Raw genomic sequence first — 25073 nt, 5'->3', positions numbered from 1 at the left:
ACCGGAGAATCACCATGAAGACGTCACTTTCAAACTTTTTGATGCCAGCAGCCTTTGTTACCCTGGCTTGCCTGCCCGCCTTGGTGAGTGCCACGAACCCCTACCAGATGGCGGTCATCGAGGCCACACCGGGAGCCATGCAGTTGCAACAAGGCGAGACCACAGAAGGCCTTACCGCCCTGAAAACGCAAAGCCGGGGCAGCGATGCCTTTTCCCAAACCATGGCGTTGTGCGTAGCCAACACTCAGCTGGCCAACCTCAATGGCGCCAGCCCAGCCTGCAGCCGAGCCATCCACCTGGCAAGACACCAGGCGCAGGCGACCCCAGCCGAGCGTCGTGAAATGCAGGCCTTAGCATTGAGCAACCGCGGCGTGATGCACTGGGTTGCTCAGGACCTGCCCAGTGCCCAGCAAGACTTTCAGCGTGCGGCCAAGCTCAGCGACAATGAGCTGGTGCAGCACAACCTGCAGCAATTTTCCAGTCGACTTGAAGGGCTGATTGCACAGCGCTGATACCAGAACAGGGGAAACCAGGCCCGGCAGGATGCCGGGCTTTTTTCTGCACCTCGCTCAACCGGAGTTACGCATCCCAGCAGCAATACCGGCGATGGTCACCATCAAAGCCCGCTTAATTGGTGGGCTCAGCTGCTCAGACTGGCTACGCTGCCGGTGCAGCAGTTCCACTTGCAGCAAGTGCAGTGGGTCGACATAGGTGTTGCGCAGCATAATGGACTCGCGGATCCAGCTTTCATTTTCCATCAGCTCACGATGCTGCGTCAGGCTAAGCAGCAATTGCTGATCATGCGCCAGCTGCTGGCGCAGTTGTGCCCCGAGCTCATGCAGTTCAGCCGGCACCAGCCGCTGGTCGTAGTAGGCGGAGATAGCAGCATCGGCTTTTAAGAACACCATTTCCAGCATCGACAAGCGGGTAGCGAAAAACGGCCATTGTTGCTGCATGTCCGCCAGCACCTTTTGCTCACCGCGATCAAGCACCTGCTGCAAGGCATTGCCAGCGCCCAGCCAGGCCGGCAGCATCAAACGGTTTTGCGACCAGGCAAAGATCCAGGGAATAGCGCGTAAGCTTTCGACCCCACCTTTGGGGTTGCGTTTGGCAGGGCGACTGCCCAGCGGCAACTGGCCTAGTTCCTGCTCTGGCGTTGCTGCCCGGAAATAGCGGACAAAATCCGGGTGCTCGCGCACCATGGCCCGGTAAGCCTGGCAAGAACTCTCTGCCAACTCCGTCATCACCCGGCGCCAGCTGTCTTTGGGTACCGGTGGAGGCAGCAGCATGCCTTCCAGCACAGCGCTGGCATACAGACTCAAACTGCGCTCGGCCAGCTTGGGTAAACCAAACTTAAAACGAATCATCTCGCCCTGCTCGGTGACGCGGAACCCACCGCTTAAGGAGCCCGGCGGCTGTGACAAAATGGCGGCATGGGCCGGCGCTCCGCCACGGCCAATGGTGCCACCACGACCGTGGAACAGGGTCAGCTTCACGCCAGCATCGGCACAGACCTGCACCAAGGCCTCCTGGGCGCTGTACTGTGCCCAGGAGGCAGCCAGTACGCCAGCGTCTTTGGCCGAGTCCGAATAGCCAATCATCACTTCCTGCTGGCCCTGAATGTAGCCGCGGTACCAGTCAATCGCCAGCAACTGCCCAATGCACTCCGGTGCCTGCTGCAAATCGCTTAAGGTTTCAAACAAAGGCGCTACCCGCATCGCAAAACCGATGCCGGCTTCTTTTAATAGCAGCTGCACCGCCAACACATCCGACGGCTTGCCCGCCATCGAGATCACATAGGTACCCAAAGCTTCTTCGCCATGGCGGGCGACCATCTCGCAGGTGTCCAACACCTCCTGCACCTCTTCGGAAGGTTGCCACTGCTTTGGAAAAAGCGGCCGGCGATTGGGCAGCTCGCGCAGCAGGAATGCCTGGCGGTCCGCTTCACTCCAGGCAGAGTAATCGCCGAGCCCCAGATGGCGGGTCAGCTCGCTGAATACCGCCGCATGGCGGGCCGCGTCCTGACGGATATCGAGCTTTAGCAGCGTCACTCCAAAGCAATAGACCCGGCGAATGGTATCCTGCAACCTGCCATCGGCAATTTGTGCCATGCCGCATTCGCGCAAGGAGCGATCGCACAGCAGCAAAGGTTCCAGCAACTGATCTTGCTGCCAGATCAAATCGGCTGGGCGCTGCAACCGATCCCGGTTCAGCGCTTCGGTCAACCAATCACGGGTATAGGCCAGTTGTTGTTGCAATTGTTTGAGTACTGCACGGTAGGGTTCAAAGGCACCGTCACTGAGCTGCAGCAATTCATCGTTGGCCTGATTCATCGACAGCTCTTTGCTGAGCACATCCAGATCCTGCATAAACAAGTCAGCGGCTTTCCAGCGGCTTAACAGCAGAACCTGCCGCGTCACTTTGGCAGTAACAAAAGGGTTGCCATCGCGGTCGCCGCCCATCCAGGAGGCAAAGCGCACCGGCGTAGCCGCAAGCGGCAACGCCTGACCAGCGGCATCACGCATCCAGCTGTCCAGCTCACGTAAAAAGGCCGGTACTGCCTGCCACAGGGAGCTCTCAATGATGGCAAAACCGGATTTGGCTTCATCGACCGGAGTCGGGCGCTGCTCCCTAATTTCATTGGTAAACCACAGCTGGGCTATCAGCTCCTGCATCCGCCCACGCAGCCGCTGCTGCTGGCAATCGGCGCGTTGCTGCTCCAGCGCGGTTAAGCAATCGGCAATTTCCGTTAGTTTGTGAATGATGGTGCGGCGTGATACTTCGGTCGGGTGTGCCGTCAACACCAACTCAATGGCCAGCTTATCAACAGCAGCAGCGATGGCATCGGCGTCCAACTGCGCCGCTTTGAGGTGCGTTAACATCGCCTGCAAAGGTGCGGCTTGGGGATCTTCGGCCAGTACTTCCTGACTGGTGCTGTGCTGCTGCTCGGCCAGGTTGGCCAAATTGAGGAAATGGGCAAAAGCCCGCGCTACCGGCAACAGCTCCTCGTCGCTTAGCGATTGCAGCAACTGTTTTAATTGCTGCTCACGACCACTGTCACCAGCCCGTGCTTCCTTGGAAAGTTGGCGAATTTGCTCAATACGCTGGTAAACATCATCCCCTAAATGCTGCCGGATCAAATCGCCTAACTGAGTGCCTAGTAAACCAACATTGCCCCTTAAAGCTGCATAATGCTCCATGATGTTCTCCACACTGTCTACTTTGCACCCACCCTAATACTAAGCAAGACTGTACTCAAGCATGATAGCTTACCGCAGCAGCGACATTCTGCCTTTCGGCAGACACGCCACACTTTTGTTATCTGCAATTTACCATTATGATAATGTTTTTAGCGCACAAGGAGCGTTTTTAAGATGACACAAATTTTTTCCCGCCTGTTTGCGATTGGCCTGCTGTTTTGCAGCCAGGCGCTGCTGGCACAAAGTGCCGTTTGGCAGATCAGCAACGACCAACATCAGCTGTTTATTGGTGGCACCGTCCATCTGTTGCCAGCCAGCGAGTTTCCTCTGCCGGCGGAATTTGATAAAGCCTACCAACAAGCCGAAAAACTGGTGTTTGAGGTGGACATCGCCAAAATGGCAGACCCCAGCATTGGCCCCATGGTGCTTGGCTATGCCATGTATCAGGATGGCCGTACCTTACAAACGGTGCTTAGCCCGGAAAGCTACCAGCGTTTGCAACAGGCTGCCGCCGATTTAGGTATCGATATCACGGCCCTCGCCCAGTTCAAACCAGACTTTGTGCTGGTGCAAATGCTGCAATTTAAGTTGCAGCAACTGGGAATGGCCGGTGAAGGGGTGGATGCCTACTTTTTCAATAAAGGGGCGCAGGATGGTCTGGAAAAAGGCTTCTTAGAAACACTGGAACAACAATTTGCCCTGCTGTTTTCCATTTCCGATGGCTTTGAAGACGACTGGATCGCGCAAAATCTGGATCAACTGGATGAAACTGAGCAGTTTATGCAACAAACCCTGGCCGCCTGGCGCGCCGGTGATCGCGAGGCGTTAACCGAACTGGTCAGCGAAATGCACGACACCGAAGTGGGCCAGCGCTTTTATCAGCGACTGCTGACCGAGCGCAACCTGGATTGGGTTGAGCAAATCGATGCCATGCTGCAAACGCCACAAGTTGAATTTGTGCTGGTGGGCGCCTTGCACCTGGCAGGCCCGGACAATGTGCTGGACTTGCTGAAAGCCCGCGGCTATCAGGTACGGCAACTCAGCGCTCAGTAGTCGCCATCCTCAATAATCCAGCTGCGGCTTGCCCTGCCGCAGCGCCTTGGTGGCCCCACGCTGCTTTTTCTGCGCCAGTCGCCGCTGCTTGCTGCCAAAGGTTGGCTTGGTGGCGGTGCGTTTTTTCTGCTGCACCGAGGCCGCAGCCAGCAACTGGATCAGCTGCGCCAGCGCCTGCTCACGGTTTTGTTCCTGACTACGACTTTGCTGGCACTTGATCAAAATTTTGCCGCTTTGGGTAATGCGATGATCGGCCTTGCTCAGCAACCGCTGCTTCAACCAATCCGGCAGCGAGCTGCCCCGGATATCCAGCACCAGCTGCACCGCGGTCGAGGTTTTATTGACATGCTGGCCACCCGGGCCACTGGCACGCATAAACTGCCATTCCAGTTCGTCGTCGGCCAGCTCCAGCTGTTGATTGATACGTATCATAGCATTAGCGCCTCGTTTCGACAGAGCGCCAGCCTACCACAGTTGGCTTGAGCTGCCGATGGCAATCGCCTAAAGTCGACCTAAACCTAAAGTAGCATGGTGACCTACTGCCACTTGATGGATACTGCAAAAAACAGGAGCCCTTATGCCTTCCACCCTTGGCATCGACTGGAAAAAGTACCTGAAATCCGGCCAGCGGATTTTTATTGGCTCCCATGCTGCGGTGCCAGGCGCTCTGATGGACGACCTGCTGGCCCATGGCCGCCAGCTGCACGACATTGAAATTGTGCAATTGCTGACCCTGTCCGACAATGTCTGGGCCAACCCGGATCAGCAGCACCGTTTTAAAGTGAACACCTTTTTTATTGGCGGCGATACCATCCGCCAGGCGGTGGCCGAGGGCCGGGCCGATTACACCCCCTGCTTTATGTCGGATATTCCGCACCTCTTTACCGACGACATTCTGCCGCTGGATGTAGCGCTGATTATGGTTAGCCCGGCCGATCAGCACGGCTATCACTCGCTCGGCGTCTCGGTGGATGTGGTGGCAGCAGCAGCCAAAGCGGCCAAAACCGTGATTGCTCAGGTCAATCCACGCATGCCGGTGACCTATGGCCAAAGCTTTATTCACCGCGACCAGATTGACCTTTGCATCGACTGCGAACAGCCCCTGCCCGAGCTGCCACTGGTGGAAACCGACAACGAAGTCAGTGAGCGGATTGGCCAGTACATTGCGTTGCTGGTGGACAATGGCGCCACCATCCAGCTCGGTGTTGGCCGCATCTGCAATGCGGTGCTGAAATACCTCGGCAACCACAAAGACCTGGGCGTGCACAGCGACATGATCACCGACGGCATCATGGCGCTGATTCAAAAAGGCGTCATCACCAACCGACAAAAAACCTTTCACCCCGGCAAGGTAGTCACCAGCTTTTGCGTCGGCAGCCAGGCGCTGTACAACTTTGTCCATCACAACCCGCATATTGGCTTTTACCCCAGTGAATACGTCAATTCACCTGCGAACATTGCCCGCAACGATCGAATGATGGCGATTAACAGTGCCATTGAGGTCGACTTAACCGGTCAGGTGGTGGCCGACTCCATTGGCCATCAGTTTTACAGTGGCATTGGTGGTCAGGTTGATTTTTGCCGGGGTGCCTCGATGAGTGCTGGTGGCAAGCCGATCATTGCGCTGCCCTCCACCACCGAAGATGGCAAGCACTCACGCATTGTGCCGCATATTCGGGAAGGCGCCGGTGTGGTCACCAGCCGCGGCCATGTGCACTATGTGGTCACCGAGTTTGGCGTCGCTTCGTTGCGCGGTAAAAGCATCCGCGAGCGGGCGCTGGAGCTGATCCGGGTTGCCCACCCGAAGTTTCGCCATCAGCTGCTGCAAAAAGTGCGCGAGCATTACTGGGTGCCGCATTACCAGCAACAAACCCCGGTCGATGTGCCTGAGCTTGGCAAAGTGGGCTTTAAAGAACTGCGCATCGACGGCCAGAGCTTTGATTTGCGTCCGCTCAACCCTTCCGATGAACGGCGGCTGCAGGAGTTTTTCTACTCGCACACCAAAGAAACCCTGCAACTGCGTTACAACGCGGTGCCAACCCAGATGAGCCGGGAAAAGTCCTGCAACCTGGTCAGTGTCGATCAATCGAAAGATTTGGCGCTGTGCATCGTGCGACAAAAAGGCTCAGCGGTGCAAATTCAGGCGGTGGGTCGCTACTACCTGCTGCCGGCCAGCAACAGCTGCGAAGTGGCCTTTGTGACCCGCGAGAAATACCAGGGCAAAGGCATGGCCAAACGGCTGCTGGATACCATGATCGCCATCGCCTGCCAGCGCGGCTTAACCGCCATGCTGGCCTATGTGCGGGCCGACAACCAGCCGATGCTGAACGTCTTTATCAAAGCAGGCTTTGTCCGCCTGCCGGCCGATGAACCAGGCGAAGTCACCCTGAAGCTCAGCCTGCCGAAGGCCACCAAGGAGTAAATGATGCCACTCACCCTGTTTAGCCACGCGCGCTGCGCCTTGCACAACCCGGACCCGGAGCATCCGGAGCAACCGGCCAGGCTCTATGCCATTTCCGATCAGCTGCTGCGCTCGGGCCTGGAGTACGTGATCAAACAGGTTGATGCCCGGCCGGCAGAGGTCAGCGATCTGTACCGGGCCCACAGCAAGCTCTATATTGACGAGCTCTTTGCCAAGGCACCCAGCGAGGGCCAGATCTGGCTGGACCCGGATACCCCCATGACACCGAAAAGTCTGCCGGCCGCCCTGTTGGCGGCAGGCTCTGGCATTCAGGCAGTGGATGAAGTGATGCAAGCCGACAACCAGCAGGCATTTTGCGCCATACGGCCACCGGGGCATCATGCCACCGCCGATCAGGCGATGGGCTTTTGCCTTTTAAACAACATCGCCATTGCCGCCAGCTATGCGCTGGATAAATACCAGCTAAAGCGGGTGGCCATCGTCGATTTTGATGTCCATCATGGCAACGGCACCGAGGCAATTTTCCGTCACGACGATCGGGTGCTGTTTTGCTCGTCCTATCAACAGGCGCTGTACCCCAACAGCGGCGATGACAGCAGCAGCGAACACATCCTGAACCTGCCCCTGCCTGCTGGCTGCAAGGGGGAGCAATGGCGCACGGCAGTGCAACAACGCTGGTTTGCTGAGTTGGATGCTTTTGCTCCGGAGCTGGTGTTTATTTCCGCCGGCTTTGATGGCCATGCAGAAGATGAGATGTCGCAGTTTTTATTAAAAGAAGACGACTACGCCTGGTTGACCGGGGAGTTAAAGCAATTGGCCAACCGCCATTGTCAGGGCCGTATCGTCTCGATGCTGGAAGGCGGCTACGATTTAAGCTCGCTCGGACGCAGTGTAGTGGCGCATCTAAAAGCCATGCTCTGATGCCGCGCTATCTGGTATACTGACGGTCGAAATCACAACCGCTGGCTCTTTGCCATCGTCACGGAGCCAAAGCCCATGCCTGTTACCGATTTTGCTGCACTTTCTTTAGCCCCTGAACTGCTGACTACCTTGCAGGATCTCAATTACCGGCAGATGACGCCGATTCAACAGCAAAGCCTGCCGGCCATTCTGGCGGGCCAGGATGTGATTGCTCAGGCGCAGACCGGCTCGGGCAAAACCGCCGCCTTTGCGCTGGGCTTGCTGAGCCGCTTAAAGGTCAAACGCTTTCGTATTCAAAGCCTGGTGCTGTGCCCAACCCGGGAGCTGGCCGAGCAGGTCGCCAAAGAAATTCGTACCCTGGGGCGAAGCATTCACAACATCAAGGTGCTGACCCTGTGCGGTGGGGTACCCAGCCGTCACCAGATTTTGTCGCTGGAGCATGGCGCCCATATTCTGGTGGGTACGCCGGGCCGGCTGCTGGATCATTTGCAGCAACAGCGGCTGGATTTATCCGAGCTCAGCACCCTGGTGCTGGATGAGGCCGATCGCATGCTGGAGATGGGCTTTCTGGACGATGTCGCCACCATCGCTGCCGCCACCCCGGCCAACCGCCAAACGCTGTTGTTCAGCGCCACCTATCCGGCACAAATTGAGCAACTGGCTGCCAGCCTGATGCGCCAGCCACTGCGAGTATCGGTGCAACAAGCCGAAGCCGAAAGCCCAATCGCGCAGCAGTTTTATGCCCTGGGTGACAGCAGCCGCGAAGAAGCGGTGATGCGGCTGTTGCAGCAGCATCAGCCGGCCAGCTGCGTGGTGTTTTGCAACACCAAGCGGGTGACCCAGCAACTGACCGATGCGCTGCAGCAGCATGGTTTTAGCGCCAAAGCGCTGCATGGCGATTTGGAGCAAAAAGACCGCGATCAAACCCTGCTGCAATTCGCCAATCAAAGCGCCCGTATTCTGGTGGCGACCGATGTCGCCGCCCGTGGCCTGGACATCAGCGATTTGGAGCTGGTGATCAACGCCGAGCTGGCGCACGATACCGACACGCATACCCACCGTATTGGACGCACTGGTCGCGCTGGTGCCAAAGGGCAGGCCTTCTCACTGGTCGATGGCAAAGATGATTACAAAGTCAGTCTGCTGCAAGACGAGCTGACAAAGACGATCCAATTACAGCCATTGCCAGCACTCAGCCTGCTGGATAAGACACCGGCCAAAGCCACCATGGTGACCATTCAGATCCAGGGCGGCAAAAAACAGAAACTACGACCAGGCGATATCGTGGGAGCCTTAACCCGCAATCAGCAAATCGCTTTTGACGATGTCGGTAAAATTCAGCTGCATGACTTGTGGGCTTATGTGGCGGTCAAGCGCAGTGTCGCCAAAAAAGCGCTGCAGATTTTAAATCACGACAAAATGAAAGGCCGCAACTTCAAAGCCTGGCAGCTGTAAATCTTCGTAAAAGAGCTTGTATCGCGTTCGTGTTTCATAACCAACTGGTTTAGATTTGCTTATGTATCATCTGTCACTCTAAACCAAATACTATATTCATTATACCTCTACCGTGGTTGACGTAATGTCAGCTTATTTTACCATTCAGCACCACGCAAACTATAAGCCATTGTTTTTAAATGAATAAATTAACGGCTTGTTTTTTGCTGGTGTTTACCGGATTTAAAAAAAACCAGTCAAACCACAAGGGGTACTCAATGAAATCAATAACAATAGCACTTGTTGCACTGTTTTCTTTCAATGCTTCAGCCAATCTAATTACGGAAACTTTTGCTGATGGTAGCTCCTTGGGCGATTGGATTGTCGATCGCTGTGCACCATCCTCATTCTCCATAGTCAATAATGAACTACAAATGTCTATAAATGGTAATGAACAAGACAAGTGTGGTGCAGACCCCTTCTATGCAACACAAGGCATGAAGCGCATTCTTAGCCCTTCAACTTTTGTTTCTATTGATGTATTTCTGGACACTGAAAACTGGCTAATAGAAGAGCGCTTGGGTGGCTTTTGGGCAACTACTTATAACTCATCTGATGCTATCAGCTTTTATCCAATTATTGAGTATATTTTCAATGGAGGAGCAATCACAGCCCAAACTTGGAATGGCAATGACGGCTGGTGGGATCAAGGAAATGATTTGCTTAGCGACAATGCATTCAACACATTCTCGTTTGAAATTGTAGATGGCTTTATACAATATGCAATCAATGGTACACATGTTCTGACAAGCAACACCGGAGGACATGCTTACTTTGGTGATGTGATACTCAATGCAAGAAACGATGGTAACGACTTTACTGTGCGATATGATAATCTGACTTATGGCACCATTTCTGTTCCAGAAACACCCACACTTATCGTAATGTTAACTGGACTGATACTCTTAGGCAGTCGCAGACTGGTGTAGACTTTAAGCCGCCACTTCCAGAGTGGCGGCGCTATTTAGAAGTCACACACGCCACCAAAACCTCACTCTTTCTAATGCATGCTTCACCTATAAAATACAACTTTAGCTTTTTAAAGCCAAACGAAGAGAACAAGCTGCCGGCTGAGCGGTGACCGATGTGGCCACCCGAGGTCAGGAGATTAGCGACTTAGAGTTGGTTAACGACGCCTTACTGGAGCACTTGGTGCAGCAAAAAAGCGCTGCAGATTTTAAATCACGACAAAATGAAAGGCCGCAACTTTCGGGCCTAGCAGCTTTAGTGCGTGCTCAGCCTCCACTCGTGACGCATTACCATTGAGAGGTCGGGGTCAAGTCGGACTCAAGCGAGAGATTGTAGTTACGATACACCTCGGCTATTTTGCCTTGCTGGTACAGCTGCAGCCAGGCATCAGCCAGCTTGCGAATCTGAGCGTCCGATAGTGATGCTTTACTAAAGCCAAAATACACTGGGCTTTCATACACTTTCAAGAGCGGCTGAAAGCGCTCAGCCTCTTCATACTGGTGTTGCTGCCAGTAGCGCACCACGCTGATATCTTCTAAAATCACATTCACCCTGCCAGCACGCAGAAGTGCCAGCTTATCCTGAATACTGCTAATAACGACCAATTGGCTGGCAAAATTCGGTTCTTTCCGAAGGCGCTCAAACGTCTCACCATAATAGCCACCGTGCAAGGTCGCGATGCTGCCAAGATCAACCGAATCGGCCAACTGCGCCAACTGCTCTAGCGGCGGCAATTGCGTCGCATCCCCTATCAGATAAATGCTTTCAATGTGATGAGGTCCGATAAAGGCAAAATGAGCCTGACGCTCAGGCGTGAACGATAAATGGCTGACCACATCCAATTGCCCTTGCTCACTCAGCTGCAAGGAGCGTAACCAGGGAGAGTTTATCAGCTTCAGCTCACAGCCTACTTTGGTTGCCAGCAGCGCCATCAGATCCACACTAAGGCCTGTCCAGGCTTCGTCTTGCTGAATCAGATGCGGCGGAAAGTCCGTTTCCACCGCCATGCGAAGCGCGCACGTCTCCGACTGCGCAACACCACTCTGAACACCGATGAACAACAGCAGCAGTCGAATAAATAACCTCACAACTTAAAACCTCGCAACGAGTCTTTCATGCTTGCAGCCATGGTACGTATATTCTGGTCATACGCACCCAATGCTACGGCCAGCTACCGTTGAGTACAAGTTCATCCGCCTCTCCTTGTCACAAGGTTTATTTGTCTGAATGACCGTTTCTGCCTCATGCAGTTAAAGATAGCTGACTTTTGTTGCGCAGTGACTCCTTTTTTCCTTTTACCTTGGTTCTAGACAGTTGGCATCAGCCGCATTCCGGCCTGTATTTATCGCAACCACTTCGACCGGCCCTTGCTGGTACCCGGTTTGCCCTTTAGGGTAAAGGTAATTTTCTTTTTTTTGTGAGAAATCGATGCCAAACTTTCGTCGCTCGTGGCTCCTGCTGCTGGCTTGCTGTTTACCAGTCTTTGCCGCCGAGCCAATCCCTACGCCCCAGTTTCCAGGCAGCGACCACAACCCTGCTGTCGCCACAGTAGAGCAGGTACTGGGCTACTCGCTGGGTGCGCGCATTTCAGAACCTGCCGCCATTGCCCGCTACTTTGAGCAGTTGGCCAAGGATCACCCTGAGCAAGTACGGTTGGTGCCTTATGCCACCAGCTGGCAAGGCCGGCCGTTATTTTATGCGGTGATCGGCAGCCCAGATCATATTGCGCGGCTTGATGAGATTGAAGCCGATATGCGCCGGTTGGCGGATCCGCGCAGCTTGCCCACCGCCGAGGCCCGCGCCTTGCTGCAACGGCTGCCTGCCAGCGTCTGGATTGCCAGCACCCTGCATGGCAATGAAATCAGCCCGGCCGATGCCGCCATGGCGCTGGCCTACCACTTGCTGGCCGATCGCAGTGAACGCACCCAGGCCATTCTGGCCAATACCCTGGTGTACATTGACCCGCTGCAAAACCCGGATGGCCACCACCGCTTCGTCAGCCGCTACTACGCCACCGTTGGCCTGGCGCACTCCAGCGATCGCCTGTCGGCCGAGCAGAATGAACCCTGGCCCAATGGCCGCACCAACCACTACCTGTTCGATATGAACCGCGACTGGATTTCACTGACACAGCCGGAAATCCGGGGTCGCGTCCAAGCCCTGCAGCAGATGTACCCGCTGATTTTTGTCGACTCGCATGAAATGGGCGGCGACATGGGCTATTACTTTAGCCCGGAAGCCGAACCCTACAACCCCCATATTCAGGCAGAGCAACGTGCTGTGTTGCATAAAATTGGCCAGAACAACGCTCACTGGTTTGATGAGCTGGGTTACGACTACTTTACCCGGGAAATTTTTGATGCCTTCTACCCCGGCTATGGCGCCAGCTGGCCACTGTATTACGGCAGCATCGCCATGACCTATGAAATGGCGTCAGCCCGCGGTCATCAGTTCCGCAAACGCGATGGCACTATCCTGACCTTCGCCGATGGGGTCCAGCGCAATTTTGTGGCCTTCAAAGCGACGCTGGAAACTGCCAGCCGCGAGGCCAATACCTTGCTGCAAAACTTCTACCAGTACCGCCTGTCGGCCAGTCAGCAAGGCGAAAAAGACAGCATTCGCAGCTACATTTTCCCGGCGCAGCGGGATGCAGCGGGCCATCAGAAGCTGATGGGCGTGTTAACCCAGCATGGCATTGAAGTCGACCAGGCGACAGAAGGCTTTCGGGCCTGCGGCAACAGTTACCAGCCCGGTGCCTACATCGTGCACACCAACCAGCCGAGCTATCACCTGATCCGCACCCTGCTGGATGATACGGTGCCGATGGACAGCGTTTTTATTGCCCGCCAGGAAGAGCGGCGCGCCAACAACCTGCCCGATCAAATTTACGACGTCACCGCCTGGTCACTGCCATTGATGTACAACCTGGAGCTTGACCGCTGCAACCGGGCGGTTCGGGTTAGCAGCAGCCGTGTCGGGCCAGAGACAGTGCTGCCTGGCAGCGTGCAGCAGCCGGATGCACGCTTTGGCTATCTGGTGCCCTGGGGCGATATGGCCAGTGCCCGCTTTATGAGCCGGGCGCTGCAACAAGGCCTGCATCTGCGCAGCAGTGATCTGGCATTTACCCATCAAAATGGCAAGCGCTACCCGGCAGGTACCTTGATACTCAGCCGGGCCGATAACCCCAGCGAGCTCACCGAGCTGGTGCAGCAGCTGGCACTAGAGAGCGGCGCTCTGGTGGAAGGCATTGACAGCAGCTGGGTGCTGGATGGCCCCAACTTTGGCTCGATGAATGTCAAAACCCTGCATGCACCGCAAGTGGCCATGGTCTGGGACGAACCCACCAACCCACTAAGCGCCGGCAGTGCACGCTTTGTGCTGGAGCAAGGCATCGGCTACCCGGTGACGGCGATCCGCCCCGCTCAGTTGCGCACGGCCGATTTAAGCCATTACCAGGTACTGATTTTGCCGGCGACCAGCCGCGCTGGCTACAGCGCCGCCCTTGGCCTGGCCGGCCAGAACAATCTGCGCCACTTTGTCGAGCGTGGTGGTGTGCTGATCACCCTGGGCAATGCCACAGAGTGGCTGCTGGAAGGCGAACAACCTTTGCTGGCCAGTAAGCGGGAATACCGCATCAGTGAGCAGGAAAAACCATTGGATGAACCGCGGGTGCCAGGGCGTTTGCTGGCCGAGCAGCAGGAGCTGCAAGCGATGCTGGAGCCCTACCGGGTCGATCCCGATTGGGTACCCGGCTTCCTGGCCAATGCCAGGGTGGATCAGAACCACTGGCTGACCGCCGGCATCGCCCCAACAGTGCGCAGCATCTATGTCGGCAATCAGGTGTACCAGCCGCTGCGCATCAACGACGGGCGCAATGTGGTCAGTTTCAAAGGCCCGGATGAATTGCTGGCCGGTGGCTTTGTCTGGGATGAAAACCGGCTGCAAATTGCCCACAAGCCGCTGCTGATGGTCCAGCCGCGCGGCCGCGGCCAGGTGATTGCCTTCACTCAGGAGCCGAACTTCCGCGCCTATGTCGATGGCATGCACCTGCTGTACATCAATGCCGTATTCCGCGGCGCTGCGCACGCCACCCCACTGCGTTGAGTCTCTGCTATGCTTAATCAGCCCGGCCATCTGGCCGGGTTTTGTCACGCTGTTGTCATGCTGCGCTGGCAGCATAGCCAGCAGCTGCCAAGCTGGCACAGTTTCTGTATTCCTTGCCAGTAGCGGTTAAAACCAACTGCAAAGCTGTTGTCGTTGCCTGCTGATGGTGCCTTTTGCACCAAAGCCAGGCAGCAGGGCCTGATGAACTGTTGCACCAAGGAGCTCCCGATGCCATTGAAGAAACAATTTCTGAAAAGCCGCCCTGTGGTTAAAGTCACTTTTGAGATCCCGGCCGAAGCCGCTAAAGAAGCCAGCAGCGCTTTCTTGCTGTGCGAGGCCCAGGGTTGGCAAAAGGAGCCGCTGAAGCGACTCAAAAATGGCGGTTTCAAAACCGTACTGGAATTGCCGACCGATCAGCAGGACGATTTTGAATTCCGTTATTGCCTGCTGGATGAGGCTGGCAACGAGCAATACGACAACGACTGGCAGGCCGATGGCTACCGGCCCACCCCGCTTGGGGTGGAAAACTCGGTGGTGTCGGTACGGGCCAGCTAGTACCCGTGCAGAAAGACCGGTAGTGTAGGATAAAATACGGTTCAGCTGATCGATTGCGCCCAGCTGGCAGTAAAGGCTATGCTTGCTGCCAGCCATAAGGATGCCTTTCAGCGTGAGCCGATTAGAGACCGTCTTTTACCGCAATGGCCCAAACCACAGAGCCGGGGCCGACGTCAGCTTCACCGATATCGTCAAACTGTTTGGCTTTCGTGGCATTCGCATTGGCCGCTGGGTGACGGCTGAAGAACAGCAGCGTGCCGCCAACTTGTTTTTTGATGCGCTGTGCGATTTGCAGCAGCTGCTGCAGGTACCCGAGCAGGTACTGTCATTAAATCAAACACTCACCCTGACCTTTGGCATTGGCGGCCAGCGCGGTGTCTGCGCCCACTACCAACCGCGAGGCCGTATTTTAGCCCTGGCCAAAAATGCCGGTGCCGGCAGCCTGGCCCATGAATGGTTTCATGCCTTTGATCACTACATTGCCAGCAAGGTGTTCCCAGGTGCCGGCAATCAAGACTTTGCTAGTCGCTGCTTTTTGCACGCACAGCGCATCAAGCCCCACCCATTAAACCAATTGCTGTTGGATGGTTTCAAAACCCTGCTGCTATCCCCCGATGGCAGCCAGCCCAGCAGCTGGTTTTTGCACTGCGCCGAACTGGATCGCGCTCGCAATCAACTGTACCTATCCCAACCAGAGGAGCTGTGCGCCCGGGCATTTGAGGCCATGCTGCAAGCCCAACCGTTGAAAAGCCATTTTTTAGTCAGCGGTACTCGTCAAAGCCAGCTGGCCAAAGCCGGCGCCTACCCGAATACAGCCTTGCTGCAACAACTCGGCACACACTGGCTCCACTACTTCTCAACTCTTGGGCTGGCACTTGGAAAAAACAAACACCAGGAATTGTGACTATACTTCTGTTTTAAATCCAACAACTCGATATTTTCTTTTCTCCGAGGGTAGCCCATGAGCAGGTACGTCTGGCTGTTGATTCTGTTGTTGCCGATGACGATCAATGCCGCCAATTCAGAGCCTCATGAAAAAAAAACGGCCCTGGTGATCATTGATGTGGTGGACTGGCTCAACCCAGAGCATCAAATAAGGCACCAGTCTGCGGTACTGCAGCAGATTTTACAGAAACTTCCTGTGCCCTTTCAGATTGAGCACATCACACGCAATCGAGCCAGACAGTATGTACAGGAGCACCCCACCGCCTGCATGCCCTGGCTGCTGAAAACACCCGAGCGGGCCCAGCAGTACCTGTTCAGCACACCCTACATGGTAGAACATGCACTGCAATTGGTGACATTGCGCGACTCGCCCTTATCTGCACGGCTTGAGCGCGATAGCCAGGTCGGGCCCATCCAGTTGCAGCAACTGCTGAACGAGCGACGCCCTCCGGTATTAGGTATCGAAACCAACCGCAGTTACGGCCAACAAACCGACCACCTGCTCGCCACCCTACAACGAAGCAGCTCCATCTACACCCGCACCAGCTCCAGCAATCAGCCGGCAGAGTTGCTACCGATGCTGCAACGAGGCTTCATTGATCTCATGATTGATTACGAAGTGGTGCTTTACGAGCACCGAGAGGCATTGTCTTTTTTCCCATATGCCGAAACAGAGCCCTTCCAGCTGTCACACTTTGCCTGCTCCAACAGTGCTGAAATGCGCAGCATCCTGCCAAAGCTCAACCAAGCCATTCATGCACTCAGTACCGATCCTGAGTTCCGGCAATTGATCATGCAAAGCATCCCGTCCCATCAGCAAGCGCAGGGGTGGGAGTACCTCAAAGCCGCGCAGCAAAATTGATAAACCAGATTGGTAAAGCGGCCAAAAACAACTAAGGTTGATGGAGAATAAAAAATAAGGAAGCGCTATGCCCATTACCCCAGAGCTCAACGATGAAATCCGTATTCTGAACCTGTACAACCTCGACAGTGTCCGCGAAGGCATTAAAGTGCATAAAGATGCCGATGCGGCCACCAAAGCCGCGATAGGCCGGCTCTATCAAAAAGGCTTGCTAACCCAAGCCGATGGCGGTTACCTGACCGATCTAGGTATTCATTGCGCCGAGCATTTGCAAATGGCATTGCGGATTTTGGAGGTGCCACGTTGAAAAAGACACAGACCTGCCATGCTCCGCCCGTCTTTGGATGCGAGTTTATCGATTAACCAGCACCTTTGTGCTGGACTAAGCAAAAGCAACGTGCCAAAACAACAAGGGCTGCCCAGTGGCAGCCCTTGTTGTTTTGGAATGCTAGCTCGCCAGCTTAGGCGACTTTCTCTGCCTTATGCTCAATGGCAGTGTTGCCATTGGCGGCCTTGATGGCGATTTGCTTTGGTTTCATTTTCTCTGGAATTTCTTTCACCAGACTGACGGTCAGCAAACCATGATCCATCGAAGCGTCGACCACTTCGACAAACTCGGCCAGGTTAAATTTGCGCTCGAAGGAGCGGGTGGCAATACCGCGATGCAGGAACTGACGTTTTTCCTTGCTGTCGCTGTCTTTGCTGCCTTTGATGGTCAGCACGCCTTGCTCGACTTCGATGCTGAGATCGTCCTGAGTGAATCCTGCTACCGCCAGGGTAATGGCGTAGCGGTTTTCATCCAGCACTTCAATGTTGTATGGAGGGTAGCTGTTGTTGCTTTGGTCCGAACGCAGTGCGTGATCCAGCAAAGAGGCAAAGCGGTCAAAACCAATGCTGCTACGGTACAGTGGGCTAAAATCGATGGTGTTCATAACATATTCTCCGAAAAGCAATACGAGTTGTGATTAAGGGCACTCTCTTAGAGACCTGCCCCGTCATCACTGTATGTATGGTTTTCGGTGAAACTTTCAAGTGCGCTCAGGCAAATTTTCACTGCATCTGTTGCAGCATTTGCTCCAATTGGTGTAAAGAATCATCATCCATGCCCATCATCTGCTGCATCAGTTCACCGGTTAATTTGGTGATGGTTTCTTTTTCTTCATCCGTCATGCACTGGTCCAGTAATGCCATAATCTGCTTGAGGTTGCGCATCTCTGCTTCTTGCTCGGCACGCTCTTCGGCTGGCATGTATTCCAGCATTTGCTGCATCATGTCCATCATGGGTTCAACCATCTGCAGGGAAGTCCAGGCGAATTTAAAGCTCAGCTCAGTGTATTCGGCCGGAGTGAAGTTGTGTTGCCTCAGCAATTGCTCCAGGGCACGGCGGTGCTCGGGTGTTGCCAGCTGGGTCAGGGTTTGGTCGTAGTGCCGCTGCCAGTTGCAATGCGCTTGCAACTCCAAAGTGCTGCTGTCGACTTCCGGAAAGCTATCTTCCAATGCCTCCATCTCAGGCAGTAAGGCCAGATAACGTTGCAAATTCTGCTCAGTCACCACGGTGGACGCCTGGGTAGCACCGATAACCAGGCTCAACAAGCAGCCAACAGCCAAATTAATTACGTTCATTTGATTTTCCTTTAACCCTTTTCACCGAGCGGTATCGCTGTTATAGCTGCTTTTGCTGTCTGGCTGCAACTTTTATTGAGCCTCCGGGTTGCAACCGATACACTGCTCTTTTTCTGATGCAGAGGCGCACATGGCACTGAAGTCGACCATTTTCAAGGTCAAGCTGACAATTGCCGACATGGACAGGAACTACTATGGCGATCATCAACTGACGCTGGCGCAGCATCCATCCGAGACAGACTTACGACTGCTGGTGCGAATGATTGCTTTTGCACTCAATGCCAGCGACCAGCTAAGCTTTACCAAAGGCCTGAGTTCGGAAGACGAGGAAGCCGAGTTGTGGGAGCGCAGCCTGAGTGGCGAGATTGCGCTTTGGGTGGAGTTTGGCCAGGCAGATGAAAAGTGGCTGCGTAAAGCCTGTGGCCGGGCAAAGCGGGTGCATTTGTATTGTTACGGTGGCCGCAGTACCGATGTCTGGTGGCAACAACAGCAGTCCGCTTTGCAACGCTATCAAAACCTGCGTATTTGGCAACTGCCTGAAGATACCTTGCAACAGGGGCTGAAACTGATCCAACGCCAGATGACGCTGCAGTGCACCATCACCGAGGGACAAATCTGGCTTAGTGACGACGAGCAGACAGTGCATCTGCAGCCTGTGCAGCTGAAAGGCGAGCCCTGAGTCAGGTTGTATTCAGCAAGGCATGGGCAGCATAAAGCTAAAGTTGCCTCTGGCAACAGTTGTATTTGCACAGCATACTTGTAAAAAAAGGGGCGCTGATGCCCAACCAATGGAGCCAAAACATGATAAGCCTGGCAACGTCTATTCACAGCAATGCAGCCAGCAGAAGCCCGATCCGCGCTAGCAGCTGGCTGATGTGTCTGCTGCTGATGGTCGCCCTGCCAAGCTGGGCGGATTCCGATATCATTTTGCTGCTGCGCCATGCTGAAGAGCAGCATGCCCTGACACTGAAAGACCTGGACAAACTACCACAGCAGCAAGCCCGTTTTCAGGCAGCCTGGGGCCCGGAGGGGCAATGGCAGGGTGTGTATTTGCAGGATTTACTGACACAATACCAACTAAATCACTTTCAGGACATTCGTTTAAATGCGCTGAATGATTACCGCATTCGTTTAACTACCGAAGAAATCCATGCCGGCCAGCCAGTGCTGGCGACCCGCTTTAATGGCCAGCCAATCGCGCTGGAACACAATGGTCCTGTCATTTTAATTTGGCCACGCCAGGCGCAAGCTGTGCTGGATGGCACGGCTCCTTTGGCACCATGGATTTGGAGTCTGGCTGAGATCCGGGTCCGGCCCTGATGCGCTCCTGGCACAACATCAAGCTGAGCCGCCGCGCGATCGCCTTGTTGTTGGGCTATGTTGCGCTTGCCACTCTGGTGAGCGGCTGGATATGGCATACCAAGTTAAGCCTGCAACAGCATCCGCCAATGCGCGTTATTGATGTGTCGCGCCAGATTGAAATGCTGAATCGTGAAGTCTCCCTTTATATCGGGGCCTTGTCTGATCAAGCCGGCAAAGAAGCCGCCAGGCCCTTATGGACAAGAGTTCAGGCCAGGCAACAGACCATTCAGGGCCTGCTGCGCAACTTTGTCGATCTGGGCAGCAACTTTAAAGTACTGGAGTTGCAACTCGAGCAGTTGCGGCAGATGCTGGAGCTGCCAGCCGATCATATCGACCCTTTGGCTCTGCAAGACTTTATAGAGCTCATCCAGGAGGATATGGATATCTTTGCCAGCGATGTGCATCGCACCATGCAGTGGATCGTGGCCGATCAAACCCGCTTGCTCTACCGTTACAGTGCGGCAGTCGCATGGCTCAGTCTGGCCATGTTTGCCATTGGCCTGGTATTGCTGACGCTCTTTGTAGTATTAATCCAGCAAAATCAGCTGCTCAACCGGCTTGCTACCGAGGATGGACTAACGCATTTGCTCAATCGCCGCAGTGCCATGCTGCAAGGAAAACTGCTGACATCGATGGCACAACGTACCCGCCAACCGCTCGCTCTCGCTGTGCTGGATATCGATCATTTTAAAGCGATCAACGACCAGTATGGTCACCCGGCAGGCGATGCTGCGTTGAAAATGGTGGCCCAGGTGATGCGCACCTGCATCCGGCGCGAAACCGATGTGCTGGCCCGCATTGGCGGTGAAGAGTTTATGCTGATCATGCCGGAAACATCGGCCGAAGTTGCCGAGCAACTGTGCAAAGTGATGCTGAGTGCCTTAGCCGAAGCCAGAGTCAGTGACAGCTTCCACATCCATATCACAGCCAGCATGGGCTTGGCCATCAGTGAACAAGGCCAGCAGAACTTCGAGCACTTGTACCGGGCTGCTGATGCGGCTTTGTATCAGGCAAAAGCGGCCGGTAGAAACCGACTCAAGCGTCATATCGCCGATTAAAAAAAGCCCGCGATCAGGCGCGGGCTGTCTTCATTCAAGTCAACGCTTAGAACCGGTACGACACATTGCTGTAGTAAAAACGACCAATGTTGTTGTAAAGGCCGGTGGTGCCGGTGGTACCGGTCGTCACGCCTGGCAAGTTACGATCGAACACGTTATCCACTCCCAGAGTCAGCTGTACCCCTGAAGCGAATTGATACCCCAACCGCACATCGGTGACAAAGTAGCTGCCATAATGCATGATGTCACTTGGATCCGGGTTCACAGCCAACTCTTGCTGACGGAACAAGGACACACGATCCAGGTAGCGGGTTTTCCAGCCAAGGCTCCAAACATCGTAGCGATAGCTGATACTCAGATTGCTTTGCCAACGGGCATAACCAAGGGTACCTGCAAACTGATCGAACTCTTCAGGGCTGTCCTGAAACGAGAAAGTCTTACGCGAGTCCAGGTAAGTACCAATCAGCTTGGTATTGAAACGTCCTCCCAGAGCATCGAAGTCATAGCCAAGCTCAAAGTCGACCCCTTCGGCGGTTAAGGCTGCCACATTTTGTGTGATGGAGGTAATCAACACCAGTTCATGCTGTTCATTTCGCTCCACCAGCTCACAAAACTGGTTGTTCACGCCCAGCTCTGCATCCACGCACTTATTCAGGATATTTTGCGCCGATACCGACGAAATGGCATCGTCAATCTCTATCGACCAGTAATCCAGTGTCGCACTAAAGCCTGGCAACCAGTCCGGTTGGTACACCAGCCCCAATGTGTAACTGGTGGATTTTTCTTCCCGCAGTTCCGGGTTACCACCACTCAAGCCTTCAATGCTGGAAGCGGTCGCCTGAGGGTCAAAGTCTGCCGGTACACCCAAAGCTGCACAATTTACCCGGCGGGTTTCACTTTGCGCTTCGTGCACACTGCACGGGTCGGTGACCCGGAAAAAGGTCTGATTTTGTGGCCCGAACAACTCGCCAATATTCGGTGCCCGCAAGGCTTCCGAGTAGGTAGCACGAGCCCGTAGCTCCGGGTTCAGATGCCAATCCAGCCCGGTTTTCCAACTGACGGCAGTGCCAATGGTGCTGTAATCGGCCACGCGTACGGCCAGGTCAAGCACCAGATCTTGAATCAAGGGCAAATCAGCCAACACCGGGATCGACAACTCAGCAAAGGCTTCCTGCACATCAAAATTACCTTTTTCATACTGCAGCGCATTTAAAAAGGTGGCACCGGTAGCCGCAAAGCTGTCCGGTGTGCTTTCACTTTCTTCTTTCCGGTACTCTGCACCCAGTGACACCCCAACGAAGCCAGCAGGCAACTCAAACAAACCACTGTTGTTTAGGTGGCCACTGAATACGGTTTGCCGGATGGTGCTGTTGCTGTAAGAGTTGGTATTAAACCAATGGCGTGCTTGCTCATTAATGGCGTTATCGCCAAAAATGCTGGTTGGTACACAGCCGTTTGCACGGGCCAGCTCATCACGGCACACTATCTCACCATCGACCACAATGGCATCGATGGATTGCGCAAAATTGGTGCGAATTAAATTGTTGCGGTTTACCTGCTCGAGTTTGGTTTCGCCAAAAACACCATACAGCTCGTAGTTCCAATCCAGGCCAAGGATACCCTCCACACCTGCGACAAAGCGTGCTGTTGTTCTGCGGTTATTCTCCAGGCGGCGCCCGGCATCCTCCTGGAAGCGATGGACGGCAATCTGGTCAATACCATAGTTGTCCATCAGACTCACCAGGCTCGGATCCAGATAAGCATTGTCCCGCCCCACCATCAGGGCACTGTCGTACTCAAAAAAGGAGGGCTGCCCTTCGCTGTTACCTCTGTTGCGGACAAAACTGGCTTGGGCAAACAACAAGGTATCGGGCGTCAGCTCAAAATTTAGCTTGCTGTTGACATTAAAACGGTTAAAGGCTGGCTGTAAGTCATTGTAACGACGGAGATCAAGAAATTCGCAGTCGGAACAACGGCCCCATTGTCCATAGGTAGTACCCAGGTCCTGTGGCCGTACACTGCCATCCGGGTTGAAAATAAACCAATCCACCGTGCCGCTGTCGGACACCAGATAAAAATTACCGGCAGTAGAACTATCGTACCAGCCGGCATTGGCCACGGTGATGGTATCGGGGATCCCATCGTGTACCCATTGTCCATCGTCATCCCGGTAATCGCCATCTTCAGGATTGCGGACCGCCATGAAGGAGGTGCGTGTTTGACGGCGCTGCGTCGCATTGATGCCATTCTGCCCGGATACCTCAGCAGACAGCGCAAAATTGCCCCGGTCCTGTGCGAAGTAACTGCCATAGGAGGCAGTCAATTTATGGTTCCGGTAAGGACTATCTTCCGCTCGGCCAACACTGGCGTGCAAATCAAAGCCTTCAATATCGCGTTTTAGGCGGAAATTCACCACCCCAGTCACCGCATCTGCGCCATAAACAGCAGAAGCACCGCCGGTAATAATTTCTACCGAGTCAATCCAGGCGGTTGGAATGGCATTGGTATCGACTGCAGCCGAGCCCGCACTGCTGGAAACATGACGGCGGCCATCCACCAGCACCAAAGTTCTGGCTGTGCCCATGCCACGTAAGTCCAGTAAGTTCAGTCCTGCCGTACCGATGGAGCGGCCCGAGTTGGCTAACGAGAAGGTCGCAGCCAGTGATGGCAGTGCATTCAACACCTCACCGATATTCATAGCGCCCGTTTCAACCAGCTCCTGACCGGAAATCACGGTGACCGGCGATGGCGCAATAGCCCCTTCACGTAAAATGCGCGACCCTGTGACCTGAATACGCTCTGGCGTAACTTCCGCCATCGCCAGTGTGTCGGTTTCTGCATGCGCAACACCCAATAAAGCCCCGGTTCCCAGCAACCCAAGCTGACTAACCTGCCACAGGCGTTTGCGAGAAAAATTTTGCAACATAGTGTCTCCCCTGAAAAATGCGACCCTCGGGTCTTTCAGTGTTGAAAGTCCATTGACTGCTTAGCGAGCCAACGATGAGTTTCCCCAAAATGGGGCGCATTGTAAGGAAAGGCGCGGCAGGATCCAGCAAAACAGTGGTAAAAACCACTGCATGCTGACTTTTTATGCAGATTATTATGAATAATTATACAAACTGAGTGATTTTACCGCAGCCAGCCTTAGAGGCTGGCCTGATAACGCTGAAAAGCCAGCTCAAGGTCGGCAATCAAATCGGCCGGATCTTCCAAGCCAATGTGCAGTCGAATCAGCGGCCCCTGGTAGGGCCATTCGCTGGCGGTTCGCAGCTTCTGTACATTCAGCGTCGGTGAGATCAGGCTTTCGTAGCCGCCCCAGGAGAAGCCCATCTTAAAGTACTGCATGCCTTCAACAAAGGCCGCCACCGCTTTGGCGCCGCCTTGTTTCAGCACAAAGGAAAACAAGCCATTGCTACCGGCAAAGTCACGTTGAAAAAAAGCATGACCAGGAGTACTGGCAAAAGCCGGGTGGCGCACCGTTTCAACCTCGGGCCTTTGCGCAAGCCACTCGGCCACCTGCAAGGCATTTTGTTGATGCTGCGCCAGCCGCACACCTAAAGTTCGAAGACCACGGCTGGCCTGATAAACATCGTCTGCAGAAGCACAATAGCCAAGCAAATAACTGTGCTCACGCAACTGTGGCCAGTGGCTGGCATTGGCACTGGCGGTACCCAGCATCACATCGGAGTGCCCCACAATGTATTTGGTTGCCGCCTGAATGGAAACGTCCACCCCCAGTGCAAATGGCCGGCACAAAATGGGCGATGCCCAGGTGTTGTCCAGTATGGTGACGATGCCGTTGGCACGGGCAATGCGGCAAATGGCCGGCACATCCTGCACTTCCATGGTAATGGAGCCTGGCGACTCTAAAAAAATCACTTTGGTGTTGGGGCGTATCAATCGTTCAATATCTGCGCCCAACATCGGATCGTAATACTGCGTTTCCACGCCCATGGGTCGCAGCACTTTTTCGCACAAGGCGCGGGTCGGCTCGTACACCGAGTCTACCATCAGCAGGTGATCACCTTGCTGCAAAAACGCCAGCAAAGAACCGCTTACCGCAGCGGCGCCGCATGGGTAAAGCGCACAGCCAGCGCCGCCTTCGAGCTCACAGATCGCTTCCTGAAATGCAAAGTGCGTGCTGGTACCACGGCGCCCGTAATAAGGCACCCGCTCCCCTTTGTGCTGACTGGCGTGGGCCAGCTCGGCCATGGTGTCGAAGGTGATGGTAGAGGCCCGTACCACAGGAGGATTCACTGCCTGTCCGATCCACTGCTTGCCTCGCCCTGCCTGAATTAATCGGGTGTTCTGCTTCATCGCTGTGCCCTTTTGCTAGTCCTGTCGTGGCATGGTACTGACTTTTTTACTTCAAATCATCCATTCGACTATTGTTGAAAGGAAAATCATGCGCTTATAGTCTATGCTTCTCGAAACAGCGATACCGTTTGCCTGCCTGCGATGCGGCGACAAGGGTACGATGCAGCAACAATGCAGTTTATTGTGAC

Annotated in this window: 21 protein-coding genes; 14 read left to right on the top strand and 7 right to left on the bottom strand. The window is 54.6% G+C overall.

What is annotated here, in order from left to right; genetic code table 11:
* The first annotated feature begins 14 nt into the window (after positions 1-14).
* The gene (locus tag Q3O59_RS14675; RefSeq protein ID WP_305946301.1) at positions 15-512 is read left to right on the top strand and encodes a hypothetical protein; all 498 of its coding nucleotides are present in this window, start codon (positions 15-17) and stop codon (positions 510-512) included.
* Between the two features lie 57 nt (positions 513-569).
* Here the strand turns inward: Q3O59_RS14675 and ppc are convergent, their stop codons facing one another.
* The gene (gene ppc / locus Q3O59_RS14670; RefSeq protein WP_305946462.1) at positions 570-3203 is read right to left on the bottom strand and encodes a phosphoenolpyruvate carboxylase; all 2634 of its coding nucleotides are present in this window, start codon (positions 3201-3203) and stop codon (positions 570-572) included.
* Between the two features lie 171 nt (positions 3204-3374).
* Here ppc and Q3O59_RS14665 point away from each other — a divergent pair, with 171 nt between their 5' ends.
* Positions 3375-4253: a TraB/GumN family protein gene (locus Q3O59_RS14665; protein WP_305946300.1), complete on the top strand. Its 879-nt coding sequence runs from the start codon at positions 3375-3377 to the stop codon at positions 4251-4253.
* A gap of 9 nt (positions 4254-4262) precedes the next feature.
* Here the strand turns inward: Q3O59_RS14665 and arfB are convergent, their stop codons facing one another.
* Positions 4263-4685 carry an alternative ribosome rescue aminoacyl-tRNA hydrolase ArfB gene (gene arfB, locus Q3O59_RS14660; protein WP_305946299.1) on the bottom strand — a complete coding sequence of 141 codons (423 nt, stop codon included), beginning with the start codon at positions 4683-4685 and terminating at the stop codon, positions 4263-4265.
* 145 nt (positions 4686-4830) lie between these two features.
* Here arfB and Q3O59_RS14655 point away from each other — a divergent pair, with 145 nt between their 5' ends.
* From Q3O59_RS14655 to Q3O59_RS14640, 4 genes are all read left to right on the top strand, one after another.
* Positions 4831-6675, top strand: coding sequence for a bifunctional acetyl-CoA hydrolase/transferase family protein/GNAT family N-acetyltransferase (locus Q3O59_RS14655; protein ID WP_305946298.1), 1845 nt, complete (start codon positions 4831-4833; stop codon positions 6673-6675).
* Positions 6676-6678: 3 nt separating this feature from the next.
* Entirely contained in the window at positions 6679-7596 is a 918-nt protein-coding gene (locus Q3O59_RS14650; protein ID WP_305946461.1) for a histone deacetylase family protein, read from the top strand.
* A 75-nt stretch (positions 7597-7671) separates the two neighbouring features.
* Positions 7672-9051 (top strand): ATP-dependent RNA helicase DbpA, encoded by a 1380-nt coding sequence (gene dbpA / locus Q3O59_RS14645; protein WP_305946297.1) that lies wholly within the window; start codon positions 7672-7674, stop codon positions 9049-9051.
* A 179-nt stretch (positions 9052-9230) separates the two neighbouring features.
* On the top strand, positions 9231-10019 hold the full coding sequence (locus Q3O59_RS14640; RefSeq protein WP_305946296.1) for a hypothetical protein: 789 nt from the start codon (positions 9231-9233) through the stop codon (positions 10017-10019).
* A 327-nt stretch (positions 10020-10346) separates the two neighbouring features.
* Here Q3O59_RS14640 and Q3O59_RS14635 read toward each other — a convergent pair whose 3' ends face one another.
* On the bottom strand, positions 10347-11147 hold the full coding sequence (locus Q3O59_RS14635) for a substrate-binding periplasmic protein (RefSeq protein WP_305946295.1): 801 nt from the start codon (positions 11145-11147) through the stop codon (positions 10347-10349).
* A 340-nt stretch (positions 11148-11487) separates the two neighbouring features.
* On the opposite strand from Q3O59_RS14635, the gene Q3O59_RS14630 reads away from it, so the two are divergent.
* From Q3O59_RS14630 to Q3O59_RS14610, 5 genes are all read left to right on the top strand, one after another.
* A complete protein-coding gene (locus tag Q3O59_RS14630; RefSeq protein ID WP_305946294.1) occupies positions 11488-14163 on the top strand; it encodes a M14 family zinc carboxypeptidase in 2676 nt (891 codons plus the stop codon).
* A gap of 228 nt (positions 14164-14391) precedes the next feature.
* Positions 14392-14718 (top strand): isoamylase early set domain-containing protein, encoded by a 327-nt coding sequence (locus Q3O59_RS14625; RefSeq protein WP_305946293.1) that lies wholly within the window; start codon positions 14392-14394, stop codon positions 14716-14718.
* Between the two features lie 100 nt (positions 14719-14818).
* Positions 14819-15622, top strand: a complete 804-nt coding sequence (locus tag Q3O59_RS14620; RefSeq protein ID WP_305946292.1) for a CLCA_X family protein — start codon at positions 14819-14821, stop codon at positions 15620-15622.
* Between the two features lie 57 nt (positions 15623-15679).
* A complete protein-coding gene (locus tag Q3O59_RS14615; RefSeq protein WP_305946291.1) occupies positions 15680-16525 on the top strand; it encodes a transporter substrate-binding domain-containing protein in 846 nt (281 codons plus the stop codon).
* A 67-nt stretch (positions 16526-16592) separates the two neighbouring features.
* Positions 16593-16832: a TIGR02647 family protein gene (locus Q3O59_RS14610; RefSeq protein WP_305946290.1), complete on the top strand. Its 240-nt coding sequence runs from the start codon at positions 16593-16595 to the stop codon at positions 16830-16832.
* Positions 16833-16986: 154 nt separating this feature from the next.
* On the opposite strand, the gene Q3O59_RS14605 is transcribed toward Q3O59_RS14610, so the two are convergent.
* The gene (locus Q3O59_RS14605) at positions 16987-17457 is read right to left on the bottom strand and encodes an Hsp20 family protein (RefSeq protein WP_305946289.1); all 471 of its coding nucleotides are present in this window, start codon (positions 17455-17457) and stop codon (positions 16987-16989) included.
* Between the two features lie 118 nt (positions 17458-17575).
* Positions 17576-18148 carry a hypothetical protein gene (locus Q3O59_RS14600; RefSeq protein WP_305946288.1) on the bottom strand — a complete coding sequence of 191 codons (573 nt, stop codon included), beginning with the start codon at positions 18146-18148 and terminating at the stop codon, positions 17576-17578.
* Between the two features lie 130 nt (positions 18149-18278).
* Here Q3O59_RS14600 and Q3O59_RS14595 point away from each other — a divergent pair, with 130 nt between their 5' ends.
* From Q3O59_RS14595 to Q3O59_RS14585, 3 genes are all read left to right on the top strand, one after another.
* The gene (locus Q3O59_RS14595) at positions 18279-18827 is read left to right on the top strand and encodes a YaeQ family protein (RefSeq protein WP_305946287.1); all 549 of its coding nucleotides are present in this window, start codon (positions 18279-18281) and stop codon (positions 18825-18827) included.
* 122 nt (positions 18828-18949) lie between these two features.
* Positions 18950-19468 (top strand): molybdopterin-dependent oxidoreductase, encoded by a 519-nt coding sequence (locus tag Q3O59_RS14590; protein WP_305946286.1) that lies wholly within the window; start codon positions 18950-18952, stop codon positions 19466-19468.
* Entirely contained in the window at positions 19468-20568 is a 1101-nt protein-coding gene (locus Q3O59_RS14585; protein WP_305946285.1) for a GGDEF domain-containing protein, read from the top strand. The genes Q3O59_RS14590 and Q3O59_RS14585 overlap by 1 nt, the downstream gene beginning before the upstream one ends.
* Before the next feature lie 46 nt (positions 20569-20614).
* Here the strand turns inward: Q3O59_RS14585 and Q3O59_RS14580 are convergent, their stop codons facing one another.
* Both Q3O59_RS14580 and Q3O59_RS14575 read right to left on the bottom strand, forming a co-directional pair.
* Entirely contained in the window at positions 20615-23494 is a 2880-nt protein-coding gene (locus tag Q3O59_RS14580; protein ID WP_305946284.1) for a TonB-dependent receptor, read from the bottom strand.
* A gap of 218 nt (positions 23495-23712) precedes the next feature.
* On the bottom strand, positions 23713-24885 hold the full coding sequence (locus Q3O59_RS14575) for a cystathionine beta-lyase (RefSeq protein ID WP_305946283.1): 1173 nt from the start codon (positions 24883-24885) through the stop codon (positions 23713-23715).
* Positions 24886-25073 lie beyond the last annotated feature (188 nt).

The sequence above is a fragment of the Alkalimonas delamerensis genome, from assembly GCF_030717955.1.
GTDB classification, from domain to species: domain Bacteria; phylum Pseudomonadota; class Gammaproteobacteria; order Enterobacterales; family Alteromonadaceae; genus Alkalimonas; species Alkalimonas delamerensis.
This window is presented reverse-complemented; position numbering and strand designations above follow the sequence as displayed.